Here is a 14,387-nt window from a genome sequence, read left to right on the forward strand (position 1 = left end):
TCGTGGGTTCGAGACCCATCATCCACCCAAGAAACGTTTAGAATTTCGTTTTCAACTAAAATTCAACATGGTGGTTGTAGCTCAGTTGGTTAGAGCGTCGGATTGTGGTTCCGAAGGTCGTGGGTTCGAGACCCATCATCCACCCAAAACATAGCTTAGTAAACAAAAGCCTTTCAATTTTATTGAGAGGCTTTTTTAGTTTTATGTATCCTTCAAATTAAATTTTTCCTAGCCAAAAGATTATCCTAACCAGAAATTCTTGTAATTCTGTTTCTTTATCTATTATTCATGTAAAATCTTCGTTGTACCTTGTACTAAAATAATTGTATCATGAAGAAAAACACATTTGTTGTAAGTTTACTAGCTGTTTCGGCTTTGCTTTCTTCTTGTTCTACACAAACAAATCATACGATGAAAACAAGTCAAAACACGACCAAACACACACAAAAAGCTCCATCCTATCCGTACGAATATTATGCAAGTGTTCCGTTGACGATGGATATTTCTACATTATCGACCAACGAAAAAGAAGTGTTGAAGTTGATGATCAAGGCCTCTGAAATTATGGACGATTTATTTTGGCAACAAGCGTATGGTGCAAAAGTCGATTTGATGGATGCCACCAAAGGAGAGCAAAAAAACTATGCGAAAATAAATTATGGTCCTTGGGATAGGATGAATAATGATGCGTCGTTTGTAGAGGGGATTGGGCCGAAACCCTTGGGGTCTACATTTTATCCTACCGATATGACGAAGGCCGAGTTTGAGGCAGCAAATCTTGTAGATGGAAAATCAAATTATACTGTTGTGCGTCGCGATCGAGCAGGGAAATTATACACGATTCCGTACCACGTATTGTATAAGAATCAATTACAAAAGGCAGCAGAACTACTGGTAAAAGCTGCAGAGCTTACTAAAGATAAAGAGCTGAAAAATTATTTATTTTTACGTGCTACATCTTTGTTGAACGATGATTTTTACACCAGTGATTTAGCTTGGATGGACATGAAAAATAATCGTTTGGATTTGGTTATCGGTCCGATAGAAACCTACGAAGATCAGTTATTTGGGTATAAAGCTTCTTATGAAGCCTATGTTTTGGTAAAAGATATGGAGTGGTCTAAGAAATTAGCAAAATTTGTACAATATTTACCCGAATTGCAAGCGAATTTGCCGGTTGATGCAAAATACAAAACCGAAAAGCCAGGAACCGATTCGGACCTAAATGCGTATGATGTTGTTTACTATGCAGGTGATTGTAATGCTGGAGGAAAAACCATTGCGATTAATTTACCCAATGATGAACGGGTACAGTTAGAAAAAGGAACGCGTCGCTTGCAATTGAAAAATGCAATGCAAGCAAAATTCGATAAAATCTTATTACCGATTGCCGAAGAGTTGATAGATCCTTCTCAGCAAAAGAACGTAAAATTCGATGCGTTTTTTGCCAATGTTATGTTCCATGAAGTGGCGCACGGTTTAGGAATTAAAAACACTATCAATGGCAAAGGAACTGTTAGAGAGGCTTTGCAAGAAACACAATCTTCTTTAGAAGAAGGAAAGGCAGATATTTTGGGGCTCTATATGGTGAATCAGCTTTTGGCCAAACAAGAATTAGAAGGGACGCAAGAAGATTATTTTGTTACGTTCTTGGCTGGTATTCTACGTTCTGTTCGTTTTGGAGCAAGTTCTGCCCATGGCCAAGCGAATATGGTTTGTTTTAATTATTTCCAAGAGCAAGGTGCTTTCGTGAAAACGGCCAATAATCATTATAGGGTAGATGTACCTAAAATGGAGAAAGCAATGCATGGTTTATCTGCTTTGATTCTGAAATTGCAAGGTGATGGAGATTACGATGGTGTTGTGAAGCTCAATCAAGAGAAAGGAAAAATCAGTGCCGATTTACAAAAAGATTTAGATCGTCTGAAAGCAAAAAACATCCCGGTAGATATTGTTTTCGAACAAGGTGTTTCTGTCCTTGGTTTGTAATATTTTTGGTGAGTTAGTTTAGCTTTAGAAACATATAAATAAAAAGCGGAAATTCCAGAACTGGAGTTTCCGCTTTCTTATTATGGGTAAATAGTAATGATTTTTTTATTTCTTTAAAGCGTTAGCATAATTGGTTTCTACTTGTTTCCAATCCAAAACTTTAAAGAAATTAGTTAAATAATCATCACGTTTATTCATATATTTCAAATAATAAGCATGTTCCCAAACATCGATACCTAAAATCGGTTTCCCTGCAACTTTTGCTCCTGGCATCAAAGGGTTATCTTGATTTGGTGTAGCAGTAACTGCTAAGTTACCATCTGGCAGAACAACTAGCCAAGACCATCCAGAACCAAACTGTTTAGAACCTGCATCTTTCAATTGATTTACCAACTCGTTTACACTACCAAAATCGGCTATGATTTTTTCTAATAAATCTCCAGTCGGAGCAGCTGTAGGATTAGGAGAAATCAAATCAAAATACATTTGGTGATTATAATATCCGCCAGCATTGTTGCGCAATGCCGCATTATTCATATCCATATTTGTAAGGATTTCGACGATATCGTTGCTTTTAATGCCAGCATCTTTTAGGGCAGCATTCAATTTGTTCGTGTACCCTAAATAATGTTTAGAAAAGTGCGTTTCCATCGTTTTGCCATCGATGTATTCGCTTACCTCATCATACCCATATTTCAAAGGTTTTATCTGGAAGGTTCCTGGATCTGCTTTTACATCAATCGGGTTACCTAAAACTTCTTTTTCTGGTTTGGTATCTGTTTTTGCTATCGTATCATTTGCATCTTGACCTGCGGTAGAATTTGTACTTTCTTTACAAGAGAAAGTCAAAAACATCACCAACGAAGCACCTAAAATCAAGCCTTTTTTCATTTTTTGAGTTGTTTATTATTTTGACATAAAAGATAGCAAATAGTATGCTAATCTTATGAAAATGACCCTTAATGTTTTGTTAAATTAAAACAAGTTGACTTTCTCTCAACAAACCTAGCTCATTTTTCAAACTTAATAGTTGTTCTTGTAATTGTAGAATTTGCTCATTCTACCATTTGATGATTTCTTTGTATAACTCTTCGATTTTTGCTGTGGAAGTTATATTATTGGTATTATAATAATGGTAACTATAAAATCAAGGCAGGTGTTTATAATTTAGATTCTACTATCGGTTTATATGGTGGTTACAAATTACCTTATTTTGAATTGTAATTAATTATTAATATTTTAGGGTGTGAAATTCACACCCTATATTCAATAAAATAACCTATGAAAAAACTTTTTCTATTTTTCACATTACTTATATTCACTACCGTATCTGCTCAAACTAAATACGAGGCTCTTACTATTACCAATTACGACAGTATTCTAAAAAAGCTTGATTCAGAAAACCAAAATGAAATATACAATCTAAATATTAATGATTTTAAGCAACTCGTATCTAAATCAACAAAACCATTTACATTGGTATATACATATGCTTGGTGGTGTGGTCCTTGTCGAAAAAAACTACCACAGGTTTTAGAATTTAAAAATAAACATCAAAACAAAGTAGAATTACTTATTTTAACAGGTGAGAAAAACCCAAGTAAATATCTTTATATGACTAATAAAGAATTCAATACTAAATACAATATTTTATTCCCAACATTTAATATTTCTGATGAAATTTCAATAAAAAGTAAAAAGAAATTTCACAACTTTATTCAAACAATTGTACCTGGACATTCAGACTACGGAACTGGTTTAAGTCTTAATTTATTAATTGATAATAAAACTTCTGAAGTTTTGTATGCTTCATTAACTGAAATAGAAACAACAGACTCAATCTTCTCCAAACTAAACTCTTTTATTTCAAATAATTAAAAAAACTCCAAAATCATAATCGAATTTGGAGTTTTTGATGTACCGTAAAAATATCGTTTTATTTTTTGTAATTCACCACGGCTTCAATAAATGTTTGTGCATTTTCTACCGGAATAGTTGGTAGGATTCCATGACCAAGATTGGCAACATATTTTGTTGTCCCGAAACCATCGATCATTTCTTTTACCATTTGTTGTATCACTTCTGGTGGCGACATCAATCTCGATGGATCGAAGTTTCCTTGTAACGTGATGCGGTTTCCGGTTAATTCGCGAGCAGTTTGTGGCGTTACCGTCCAATCTACCCCTAAGGCAGAAGCTTTAGATCGGCTCATTTTATCCAATGCAAACCAACATCCTTTCCCGAAAACAATTACCGGCGCATGAGGTGCTAAAGCATTGGTAATTTGCTCGATATATGGCCAAGAAAACTCATCGTAATCTTGCGGAGAAAGCATTCCGCCCCACGAATCGAAAATCTGCACGGCGTTTACTCCATGTTCTACTTTTTTCTTTAGGTAGTCGATAGTTACTTTCGTGATTTTTTCGAGCAATAAGTGAGCAGCTTTAGGGTTCTGATAACAAAATGATTTTGCTTTATCAAAAGCTTTAGATCCTCTTCCTTCTACGGCGTAGCATAAGATTGTCCAAGGAGAACCGGCAAATCCAATCAAAGGAATTTTATTGTCCAATTCTTTTTTGGTTATATCCAAAGCATCCATCACATAGCCTAAAGTTTCCTCGATATCTGGATCGATTAAATTTTCGACATCTTGTAGGGTTTTGATAGGATTTTCTAACCAAGGACCTATTCCGTTTTTCATCTCAAAATCCATTCCCATTGCCTGCGGAAGTACCAAAATATCAGAGAAGATAATCGCAGCATCCAAAGGAAAACGACGAATGGGTTGCAAGGTAATTTCGGCAGCTAATTCGGGCGTTCGGCAACGAGTAAAGAAATCATATTGATCGCGTAGTTTGATAAATTCGGGTAAATATCTACCTGCTTGACGCATCATCCAAACCGGTGGTCGGTCTACTTCTTCGCCTCGTAAGGCTTTTAAAAACAAGTCATTTTTAATCATTTCGATGTTTTTTTATTTTTTTCAAAACCGCTTCAACTAATGGTTCATCGGCGGTATAGATAGGATTTGTAATTCTTTCTTTAATGGCTTCGGTGGTGGTAGTGCCAACCGAAAAGATTAAGGCTTCGGTCGGTATTTTATTTTTTTGTAGGAAAGTGGTGAAACTTAACGGACTGAAAAATGCGTAAGCATCGTACATTTTTTCTACATGATTTTCGATAGGAATTGATTGATAGCTAATGATTTGGTTGACTTGATTATTGTTGTTCGTCAAGTTTTCTACCAAATAATCACGGCGATTGTTGCCACAAAAAAACTGAATTGTGGTTTGTTTCAGCTCCGATAAATGACGAGCAAACAATTCGGCTGCGTAATTTTCTACTGCAACGACCGAGCGATTCTGAGCTTGTAATTTTTGAGCTGTTTTTTTTCCTACTACATAAAAATCTCCTGTGAGTTCGATATTTTCTATCGCCTTTACGCTGTTCTGACTCGTAATTAGATTTATTTTTTCGGTAGGATTTATTTTATTTTCTATCGTTTGCCGATCGGTAATCACAATGTTTAGCGAAGGTAGAATACGGTAATCCATATCGGGCAAAAATTGCTCGATGAGTTGAGTAGGTATTTCTTTGGTAAACAAAACAGATCGAATCACGCACGCAAATTTTGTTTAATCGTATCGATTAATTGTTTTGCTCCTTGCTCTAAACATTTTTCGGCCATTTTCCGACCAAATTCTTTGTACTCGCTCCGATTAAATTGGTCAACAACTTCGATTTTTTCTTTTCCGTCCAAGGATAAAATTGTTCCTTGAAACCGATACATGTCGGCCGATAAAGGGCTTACCAAAGCACCGATAGGAGCAGTACACCCACCTTCTAGAACGTTGAGGAATTGTCTTTCGACCGTTGCATAGAGTTCACATTCTTCATTGTTGATCGATGGGAAATCGAAATCTTCTCTTGCTACAACGCCCAAAATACCTTGTGAAGGCGCTGCCAACATCCAATCGATTGTAGAATAATGAAGTTTTCTGTTTTCTAGGTCTGCAATAATTTCTGATCTATCCAATCCGGCCATAGCAAAAATAGCTCCGTCCCAGTCATTATCTTGTAGTTTTTGCAAACGTAATTGTACATTTCCACGCAAATCTACCAAGGTGTCTTCGGGGTATCGATGCAACCAAAAAGCTCTTCTACGTAAACTTCCCGTTGCGATGGTTCGGTGTGTTTTGGTGAAAATATCGTTGGATTTATAGACCAATATATCCGATGAATTGGCTCTTTCGGGAAAAGCTTTTAGCGCTAAGCCTTCTGGTAAAACCGTGGGTACATCTTTTAGAGAGTGGACGGCGATGTCAATCTTATTGTTTAGTAAAGCAATGTCCAAAGATTTGGTAAAAACCCCAGTTATACCCAACGAATAAATTGGCTGTTTTAGATTCAAATCTCCTTCAGATTTAATAGGGATAATTTCTATTTCGCAACCTTTTTTTGATAATAAAGCAGCTACTTTATTGGCTTGCCACAAAGCTAAAGGACTTTGACGGGTGCCGATTCTTATTTTTTTCATGGAATGTTAAGCTTCTTTTAATCGAAACATTTTTTGCATCAATTCGTAGGTGTCTTCTGCATGGTCTCTGTTCTCTAACAAATAGGATGCAAATTGATTAGTGATTCGTTGGATCATTTTTTTGGTCAAAAGTAACTCGTTTTCATCCACCGAGAGATTGTCTTTTCTTAGGTTATGAATCTCATTGTCTTGAATGAACTGTAAGCGAGATTTGAATGATTGTATATAAGGTACAAATTCTCTTGTTTTTAGCCACTCTGCAAATTCGTCCATCAATTCGCTGATAATACTCTCTGCTAAAGGAATAGCTTCTTTTCTAGTGTTGAGGGTTTCATCTACCATCTTCGATAATCCATCTACGTTAACCAAATGAATGTTGTCGCGAGATCCTAAGGTGTGCACTACGTTTTCTGGTACCGACATGTCGATAATGGTCATCGATTTGTCCATCGGAATCATTTCCTCGGTAATCGTATGTTTACTTGCTCCAGTGGCAACGATAAGTATATCTGTTTTTTGGAGTTCTTCTAATAAATCGGCATGATCTTTTACTATCACTTCGTATTTATTACCCAAAATTTCTGCTTTTTCTCGCGTTCTATTTATCAAGGTAATTTGCGAACCTTCTGAGTGCTTCACTAAGTTTTCGCAAGTGTTTCGCCCGATTTTTCCTACTCCGTAAAGTAAAATGTTTTTAGAAGCTAAATCTTTCTGAGAATCTAAAATAAAATTCACCGCAGAGAAAGCAACAGAAGCAGAGCCATTACTAAGCAAAGTTTCGTTCTTGATTCGTTTACTAATTTGGATGGAGGTATTGATAAGTCGTTCTAAAAAAGCATTGGTAGTGCCTTCTTTTTTGAAACGTGTAAACCAAATTTTTATTTGACCGATGATATCAAAATCACCCAATATTTGACTTTCTAGACCCGAAGATACACGGAAAAGATGTTCTACTGCTTTTTTACCTTCTTGTATATTAACAAAATTTCTGAATTCTTCGATATCACCTTCGGTAAAGCGGCAATACTGTTCTATCATGCATTCAGCAGATGGTGCAAAACCATACATCTCTGTTCGGTTGCAAGTAGATACCACAAAGAAATTAGCTAATCCGTTTTGTTTTGCATCTTTCACAAAATCGCTAACTTTATCTGGAAAAAATGTAAATTTACCTCTAGTTTCGGCATCGGCTTTTTCGTAACTTAGGCCGATTACATAGAAGTTTTGGTCTTTTTTATCTCCTCTAATCGTCATCTGTTCATTAAAACTTGTACAAAAATACTGCGAATAATACCGAAAAATAGCTTTAAAAATGAAAAAGTAACGCTAAAAAGTAAAATCAATATTTTTAGAATTATTCTAAATTATGTAGTAGATTTGTACTCTATTCCTTTTTTAGTAGATGGTTACAGGATGTTTTAGGAAAATATATGACATTGATCAGTTATGCAGCAAAGTTTGAAAAATACCCATAAAAGTAAAATAAAAGAACACAACCTCGGGCGAGAGATTTATGTAGCTCATATTGATAATTTTACCGATTCTACCGATACCATTCTCAAGGGAATTGATAAGCGGTTTATCCAGTTTTATTTTTGTAGTAAAGGCAATCTTACTTTTAATTTTAATAACGGCTTGTATAAGTTTAATCTGAAGGACGGTAATAGTTTTTTGTTTTACAATCCGACGCTCGAAATGCCTCTCGACCTCAATGTTTCTGCACAAAGCAAAGTATTTATCGTTGCTTTATCAATCAAAACCATGCATGCTATTTTTTCGGAATATTCGATTGATAATAATTTTTTAGAGGAAACTCAATTTGACGATTATTATCAACAAAAGAAATTTCCGCACAGTATGCGTTCCATTTTTCATCAAATAGAAACCATAAATCTCGATACACCTTTTGAGAAAATGTTTTTGATGGCAAAGGTGTACGAAATTTTTACTCTATATTTTGCTGATATAGAAGGGAAACGAGAATACTGCCCGTATTTGGATAATGAGATGCAGGCCAAAAAACTAAAAATGGCCAAAGAAATACTGATGAGTAATTTGCAAAATCCTCCGCATATAAAAGATCTTGCCGATGAGGTGCAATTGTCTGAATATTACCTAAAAGAGGGATTCAAGAAAATATATGGCAATACCGTTTACGGTTTTGTTTTGGATAAAAAACTAGAGATGGCACGAGAGAAATTAATCACTAGTAACCAAAAAGTAAAAGATATTGCTTTTGAGATTGGGTATGAAAATCCATCACATTTTATTGCAGCCTTCAAAAAGAAATACGGCATCACCCCGAAACAATTTACCAAAGAACTTGGCTAAAAGATTTTTGGTAAATGGATCTAACAATCTTCGTTGTAGAGTACTGAAAAACTAACAATTTTATTGTTTTTTTAGTGTGCTGCGAAATTCGTTTCCGTTATCGATTAGTTTAAAAGTAGTATACAGTTTTCTACAATCCAACACAAGAGTATTAAGAAAGAAATTACTTTTTCAGAAAATCTATATTTCTTTTCAGACCTGTAAATTTTGTTCGTTTGACGGGCGATTTCCTAAACATCTCTTTAAAAACTTCTTCGGTGATTTCTTCCCAATCTGTTTTGCTGAAGTTATTGATTTTTTCGTGCCCGATAAATTTTTTCTCTTGGGTAGGAAGTGAGAAGCGATTCCAGGGACAAACTTCTTGGCAGATATCGCAACCAAAAATCCAGTCGTCGAACTTTCCTTTCATTTCGGTCGGAATTTCGCCTTTCAATTCAATGGTGAAGTATGAAATACATTGGCTTCCGTTCACGGTTTTGTTAGGTAAAATAGCTTCTGTCGGACACGCATCGATGCATCGAGTGCAGTTCCCGCAATGATCGGTTTCTATTGCATTGTCGTAGGACATTTCCAAATCGACAATCAATTCGGCTAAAAAGAAAAAAGATCCTTTTTGTTTGCTCAGCAAAAGAGAATTTTTCCCGATCCAACCGATACCTGCTTTTTGTGCCCAAGCATGCTCTAGAATTGGAGCAGAATCGGTGAAAGCTCTTCCGTTTACGTTGCCAATTTCTTCTTGAATATAATGCAGCAAGTCGCGCACTTTTTCTTTCACAACAAAATGATAATCTTCTCCCTGTGCATACATAGCAATTTTGTAGGAATCGGGATTTCGGTCGATAGGTTGATAATAATTATAGGCCAAAGAAATCACTGTTTTGGCACCATCTACCAGTAAACGAGGGTCCAAGCGCATATCGAAATTATTTTCCATATACGACATATCGCCATGGTAGTTATTTTTCAACCACGCCTCTAAGCGAGGTGCCTCTTGTTCGAGAAACTCAGCTTTGGCAATTCCACAACTTAGAAAACCCAATTCTTTGGCTTTATTTTTAATGAGTTGGGAACGCATCTCGAGCGTAGAAAGTTTTTCGGCTAAAATCATTATTTTGTTTTCGGTAGGATGTAAAACTAGTCGAAAAGATCTTGCTGATTTGTAGAATTTCCTCGGAATTTTATTCCTAGATGTCGGTATGCTTTTTCGGTTGCAACCCGTCCGCGTGCGGTTCTCATCAGATAGCCTTCTTGGATAAGGTAGGGCTCGTACACTTCTTCCAGTGTTCCGCCATTTTCACCTACAGCCGTTGCAATGGTTGTAATCCCAACTGGTCCACCGTTAAACTTTTTGATGAGGGTAGTTAGAATTCGATTATCCATCTCATCCAATCCGTTTTGGTCAACTTTGAGGGCACTTAAACTATAGTTGGCAATTTTTTTAGTAATTTTTCCATCTCCTTTTATTTGAGCAAAATCCCGCGTCCTGCGCAATAGAGCATTGGCAATACGAGGAGTTCCTCGACTTCTGCTGGCAATTTCTATGGCTGCTTCTTCGTCTATTGGCGTGTGTAAAATTCTAGAAGAACGTTCGATAATAGAGCTTAATAATTCGACAGAGTAATACTCGAACCGAAAATTTATACCAAAACGTGCACGTAAAGGAGCGGTTAATAAACCCGAGCGAGTTGTCGCACCGATTAATGTAAAAGGGTTCAGCCCGATTTGTACCGAACGAGCGTTAGGGCCTGATTCGATCATGATGTCAATTTTGAAATCTTCCATTGCCGAATACAAATATTCTTCGATTACGGGCGACATTCGGTGAATTTCATCAATAAAAAGAACATCATTTGGCTCTAGATTGGTGAGTAAACCTGCTAAATCACCAGGCTTATCCAACACGGGCCCTGAAGTGATTTTTATGCCAACCCCCAATTCATTGGCGATAATATTAGCAAGAGTTGTTTTTCCAAGTCCAGGAGGACCGTGCAGTAAAACATGATCAAGCGCCTCGTTACGTAACTTAGAAGCTTTTACGAAAATTTCTAAATTCTCTAGAATATGAGCTTGTCCTGCAAAGTCATCGAATTGTTGAGGACGCACGCTATCTTCATTTCGTAGGTCATCTTCTGGGTAGAAATCACGTTCTGGATGCAAGAGGTCTGACATGGTTGATATAAATTATAATAAGAAGAGCGTATTGTTTGGATTATACGCTGTATTTTTGCAGTACAAAGTTCGTAATAATTTTTTAGATTAAGAGAAATGAGTAAAGGAATACTTTTGGTGAACTTAGGATCACCCGATTCTACAGAGGTGGAAGATGTGAGAACGTATCTGCGTGAATTTTTGATGGACCCAAAAGTAATCGACTCTCCTTGGCTAATAAGAAAATTTGTTGTCGAGTTGGCTATTCTTCCAAAAAGACCAATAGAATCGGCAAAAGCTTATGAGAAAATTTGGACCCAAGATGGTTCACCGCTAATCATTTACTCGAAAAAACTACAAACCAAAGTACAACATGCGATTGATGTGCCAGTAGAATTGGCGATGCGTTATAAAAATCCTTCTATAGAATTTGGTTTACAACAATTGTATAACAAAGGTGTAAGTGAGGTTTTGGTAATACCATTGTATCCACAATACACCATGAGTACGACCGAAACAGTTGCAGAAAAGGTAGTGCAGTTGCAGAAAATGAAGTTTAAGGATATGGAGGTAAAGTTCTTAAAAGCGTTTTACAATCATCCAGATTATGTAAAAGTTTTAGGAGATTCGATCAAAGAAAATTTACCTGCAGATTTCGATCAATTGTTGTTATCTTATCACGGGATACCAGAGAGACACGATCGCAAAGCGTTGGCATTTGGGAAACGTGCCAAAATACCGATTGTCGCTTATCGAGAACAATGCTACGAAACAACCCGTTTGGTTAGTGAATATTTGCAATTACCAGAAGATAAAGTAACCACATCTTTTCAGTCTAGATTAGGGAGAGATCCGTGGATTCAACCTTATACAGATGTTATTTTAGAGAACTTCCCGAAAGAAGGGGTCAAGAAAATAGCGGTTTGCACACCTGCATTTGTAGCGGATTGTTTAGAAACTTTAGAAGAAATTTCTATGGAAGGAAGAGAAGATTTTCTTGCCGCAGGAGGAGAAGAATTCACTTATATTCCATGTTTGAATGATCGAGATGATTGGGCGCAAGTGTTAATCAAATGGATAAATGGTTGGTTGAGTAATCGATAATTAATATCTTTACCAATTGTAACGATTGAAAATAATAGGCAAAAGTGTCGGGTTCGATTAGAAAATGGTGTTGGGTTTTGCTTTTCCTACAAAGCATTTTTTCGTTTGGTCAGTTTTTGGATACGAACGGCAATTTGATTTTGGATGGACGGAAATATCTGAAATCAAAAGTAGATACTACTGGTAGAAAAACCGGTTGGGTGATTAATGGAACCAATTCGTTGCAAATTAATCAAAATACTTTTTCTAATTGGATGCCTGGTGGTGAGAACTCTGTTTCTGCTGCTGCCAAAATAGATTACGAGCTCAGTTATCGTAAACACAAACATTTGTGGGACAATCGTATTCTACTCGAGTATGGTTTTATAGACAATAAAACCAACGGAACAAGAAAAACTGCAGATAATATAAACATTACTTCGTCTTATGGTTATCTTTTTAAGGACGATTGGTATCTCATTGCATCGGTAAATTTGCGTTCGCAGTTTACAGAAGGGTATGATTACAATGCAACACCCAAAAAAAAGCTTTCTAACTTTATGGCGCCAGGCTATCTGACGGTTGGGGTTGGAGCGAATTATATCCCAAAGCCTAATTTCCAGATTAGCATTCACCCGATTACCTCGAGAACAACTTTTGTATTGGATAAAACATTACAAAAGAAAGATAATTTTGGATTGAAGGAAGAAGGCGATGTAGCGTACTTCGAGATGGGAGCATATGTAGGAGCTCGATATAAATTCAAACTTTTCGAAAATGTCCACTACGATAATAATATTGCTCTGTTCTCTAATTACTCCGACAAGCCCCTGAATATTGATGTGGTTTATACCGGTAACTTAGACATGAAAATTAACAATTTCTTGTCTACCCAACTTTCGGTCAATCTTATATATGATGAAGATCAGATAAAAAAAACACAATTGAAACAAGCTTTGGGCGTTGGACTGGTTTATAAGTTTACCAACCAAGTACCGAAAGAAAAAAGAAAAAAGAAACGAGCAGATCGCGTAGTGTTACCGATAGAAATAGAACCAAAGAACTTACAATTCCGCAGGAGTTATTATAACAGAAGTCGGTACGATTCTGTTTTTATCCAAAGAAGAGTTTCTGAGCATAATATCAAATCAGAAACAATTTTCAACTAAGAAATTAATCAAACAAAATAAATATAACCAGTAATAAGAACATGAAAAAAATCTTTACTATTTTGAGTGTTTTAGCAGCCTCTTTTTCATTTGCACAAACCGTAAAAAACAATGGTGTAGTTACCGATAGTAAGCGTTATCTCAAAGATCAAACCTTTGATGGTAGAACCCAAGGGTGGTTTATCAGCGGAAACAATTCGTTGCTTTTCAGCCAAAGTGCTTTCGATAATTGGATAGCTGGCGGTGTAAACTCTTTCTCGTTGAATGCAGCAATGGATTATGAATTTAATCTCACACAAGGCAGACATATCTGGGATAACCGAATTATTTTGGGATATGGTATACAGGCAAATGACGGGGAAGATTCTCGTAAAACAAATGATATCATCGACCTTACTTCTGCATATGGTTATAGTATAGGCAATCATTGGTATTTTGCGGGTATGATGAATTTCAAGACGCAATTCTCCACAGGATACGATTATACTCAAAATCCAAAAGAAAAAATCTCTAACTTCATGGCGCCAGCATACCTTTCTATAGGGCTTGGAGTAGATTATAAGCCGACAGAAAATTTCCAAGTCAATATTCATCCTGCAACTGCACGTTGGACTTTCGTTACCGATAAAGCGTTACAAAAAGAAGGCAACTTTGGTTTAGAAAAAGACGGTGATTCTTCTGTGTTCGAGTTTGGTGCTTATCTTGGTGCACGATACAAACTGAATATTATGGAAGGAATTACGTACGACAACCGAATCGGAATTTTTACAGATTATCTCGATAAACCACAAAATATGGATGTGGCATATTCGGGGATTTTAGATCTGAAAGTAAATAAATGGATTTCGGCTCAAGTAGCTATTAATTTATTGTATGATGAAGATCAAGTGAAAAAAACGCAAGTGAAACAAACCTTAGGAATTGGGTTTAATTACAAATTCGATAATCAACCCAAAGAAGTTGTAGAAACAGCATTTTTGCAAGAAGCACCAATTTTTGTAGAGGAAATAGCAACGATAGAGCTAGCCAAAGAAACAGTTGAAATAAAAAATCTAGAATCTAAAATAAACCTTCTATAAATTATTTTTACAGAAGAATAAAAAATCACAAAAGGTTGCCTCTGGCAACCT

At 36.2% G+C, this 14,387-nt stretch carries 13 protein-coding genes and 1 tRNA gene; 7 read left to right on the top strand and 7 right to left on the bottom strand.

What is annotated here, in order from left to right:
• Positions 1–70: 70 nt before the first annotated feature.
• Together HMPREF2660_RS00535 and HMPREF2660_RS00540 are read left to right on the top strand one after the other, a co-directional pair.
• Positions 71–144 (top strand) — tRNA-His (locus HMPREF2660_RS00535).
• A 186-nt stretch (positions 145–330) separates the two neighbouring features.
• Entirely contained in the window at positions 331–1,989 is a 1,659-nt protein-coding gene (locus HMPREF2660_RS00540; RefSeq protein WP_070485173.1) for a dipeptidyl-peptidase 3 family protein, read from the top strand.
• A gap of 105 nt (positions 1,990–2,094) precedes the next feature.
• On the opposite strand, the gene HMPREF2660_RS00545 is transcribed toward HMPREF2660_RS00540, so the two are convergent.
• On the bottom strand, positions 2,095–2,880 hold the full coding sequence (locus HMPREF2660_RS00545) for a superoxide dismutase (RefSeq protein ID WP_070485174.1): 786 nt from the start codon (positions 2,878–2,880) through the stop codon (positions 2,095–2,097).
• Positions 2,881–3,270: 390 nt separating this feature from the next.
• Here HMPREF2660_RS00545 and HMPREF2660_RS00550 point away from each other — a divergent pair, with 390 nt between their 5' ends.
• Entirely contained in the window at positions 3,271–3,867 is a 597-nt protein-coding gene (locus HMPREF2660_RS00550) for a thioredoxin domain-containing protein (RefSeq protein ID WP_070485176.1), read from the top strand.
• A gap of 58 nt (positions 3,868–3,925) precedes the next feature.
• Here the strand turns inward: HMPREF2660_RS00550 and hemE are convergent, their stop codons facing one another.
• Genes hemE through hemA form a run of 4 tightly spaced genes read right to left on the bottom strand, consistent with a single transcriptional unit; the run spans position 3,926 to position 7,780 of the window.
• A complete protein-coding gene (gene hemE / locus HMPREF2660_RS00555) occupies positions 3,926–4,951 on the bottom strand; it encodes a uroporphyrinogen decarboxylase (RefSeq protein ID WP_070485178.1) in 1,026 nt (341 codons plus the stop codon).
• A complete protein-coding gene (locus tag HMPREF2660_RS00560; protein WP_070485180.1) occupies positions 4,944–5,609 on the bottom strand; it encodes a uroporphyrinogen-III synthase in 666 nt (221 codons plus the stop codon). The genes hemE and HMPREF2660_RS00560 overlap by 8 nt, the downstream gene beginning before the upstream one ends.
• A complete protein-coding gene (gene hemC, locus HMPREF2660_RS00565) occupies positions 5,606–6,526 on the bottom strand; it encodes a hydroxymethylbilane synthase (protein WP_013597541.1) in 921 nt (306 codons plus the stop codon). The genes HMPREF2660_RS00560 and hemC overlap by 4 nt, the downstream gene beginning before the upstream one ends.
• Positions 6,527–6,532: 6 nt before the next feature.
• The gene (hemA, locus tag HMPREF2660_RS00570) at positions 6,533–7,780 is read right to left on the bottom strand and encodes a glutamyl-tRNA reductase (RefSeq protein WP_013597540.1); all 1,248 of its coding nucleotides are present in this window, start codon (positions 7,778–7,780) and stop codon (positions 6,533–6,535) included.
• 204 nt (positions 7,781–7,984) lie between these two features.
• Here hemA and HMPREF2660_RS00575 point away from each other — a divergent pair, with 204 nt between their 5' ends.
• A complete protein-coding gene (locus tag HMPREF2660_RS00575; protein WP_255356386.1) occupies positions 7,985–8,857 on the top strand; it encodes a helix-turn-helix transcriptional regulator in 873 nt (290 codons plus the stop codon).
• A 163-nt stretch (positions 8,858–9,020) separates the two neighbouring features.
• On the opposite strand, the gene queG is transcribed toward HMPREF2660_RS00575, so the two are convergent.
• Positions 9,021–9,965, bottom strand: a complete 945-nt coding sequence (queG, locus tag HMPREF2660_RS00580; RefSeq protein ID WP_013597538.1) for a tRNA epoxyqueuosine(34) reductase QueG — start codon at positions 9,963–9,965, stop codon at positions 9,021–9,023.
• A gap of 26 nt (positions 9,966–9,991) precedes the next feature.
• Positions 9,992–11,026, bottom strand: coding sequence for a Holliday junction branch migration DNA helicase RuvB (ruvB, locus tag HMPREF2660_RS00585; protein WP_013597537.1), 1,035 nt, complete (start codon positions 11,024–11,026; stop codon positions 9,992–9,994).
• Positions 11,027–11,122: 96 nt separating this feature from the next.
• On the opposite strand from ruvB, the gene hemH reads away from it, so the two are divergent.
• The 3 genes from hemH to HMPREF2660_RS00600 are packed head-to-tail and all read left to right on the top strand — an operon-like array spanning position 11,123 to position 14,336.
• Positions 11,123–12,109, top strand: a complete 987-nt coding sequence (hemH, locus tag HMPREF2660_RS00590) for a ferrochelatase (protein ID WP_070485184.1) — start codon at positions 11,123–11,125, stop codon at positions 12,107–12,109.
• Positions 12,110–12,153: 44 nt separating this feature from the next.
• Positions 12,154–13,257 (top strand): DUF3078 domain-containing protein, encoded by a 1,104-nt coding sequence (locus tag HMPREF2660_RS00595; protein ID WP_013597535.1) that lies wholly within the window; start codon positions 12,154–12,156, stop codon positions 13,255–13,257.
• Between the two features lie 41 nt (positions 13,258–13,298).
• Complete coding sequence (locus tag HMPREF2660_RS00600) at positions 13,299–14,336, top strand: DUF3078 domain-containing protein (RefSeq protein ID WP_070485186.1); 1,038 nt, start codon at positions 13,299–13,301, stop codon at positions 14,334–14,336.
• Positions 14,337–14,387: the final 51 nt, after the last annotated feature.

This window comes from Weeksella sp. HMSC059D05, assembly GCF_001809725.1.
Lineage (GTDB): Bacteria > Bacteroidota > Bacteroidia > Flavobacteriales > Weeksellaceae > Weeksella > Weeksella virosa.

What these genes read in the sequence shown, in the direction of transcription:
- HMPREF2660_RS00540 (WP_070485173.1), top strand. Translation starts at nt 331, where the DNA reads ATGAAGAAAAACACATTTGTTGTAAGTTTACTAGCTGTTTCGGCTTTG.
- HMPREF2660_RS00545 (WP_070485174.1), bottom strand. Translation starts at nt 2,880, where the DNA reads ATGAAAAAAGGCTTGATTTTAGGTGCTTCGTTGGTGATGTTTTTGACT.
- HMPREF2660_RS00550 (WP_070485176.1), top strand. Translation starts at nt 3,271, where the DNA reads ATGAAAAAACTTTTTCTATTTTTCACATTACTTATATTCACTACCGTA.
- hemE (WP_070485178.1), bottom strand. Translation starts at nt 4,951, where the DNA reads ATGATTAAAAATGACTTGTTTTTAAAAGCCTTACGAGGCGAAGAAGTA.
- hemC (WP_013597541.1), bottom strand. Translation starts at nt 6,526, where the DNA reads ATGAAAAAAATAAGAATCGGCACCCGTCAAAGTCCTTTAGCTTTGTGG.
- hemA (WP_013597540.1), bottom strand. Translation starts at nt 7,780, where the DNA reads ATGACGATTAGAGGAGATAAAAAAGACCAAAACTTCTATGTAATCGGC.
- queG (WP_013597538.1), bottom strand. Translation starts at nt 9,965, where the DNA reads ATGATTTTAGCCGAAAAACTTTCTACGCTCGAGATGCGTTCCCAACTC.
- ruvB (WP_013597537.1), bottom strand. Translation starts at nt 11,026, where the DNA reads ATGTCAGACCTCTTGCATCCAGAACGTGATTTCTACCCAGAAGATGAC.
- hemH (WP_070485184.1), top strand. Translation starts at nt 11,123, where the DNA reads ATGAGTAAAGGAATACTTTTGGTGAACTTAGGATCACCCGATTCTACA.
- HMPREF2660_RS00600 (WP_070485186.1), top strand. Translation starts at nt 13,299, where the DNA reads ATGAAAAAAATCTTTACTATTTTGAGTGTTTTAGCAGCCTCTTTTTCA.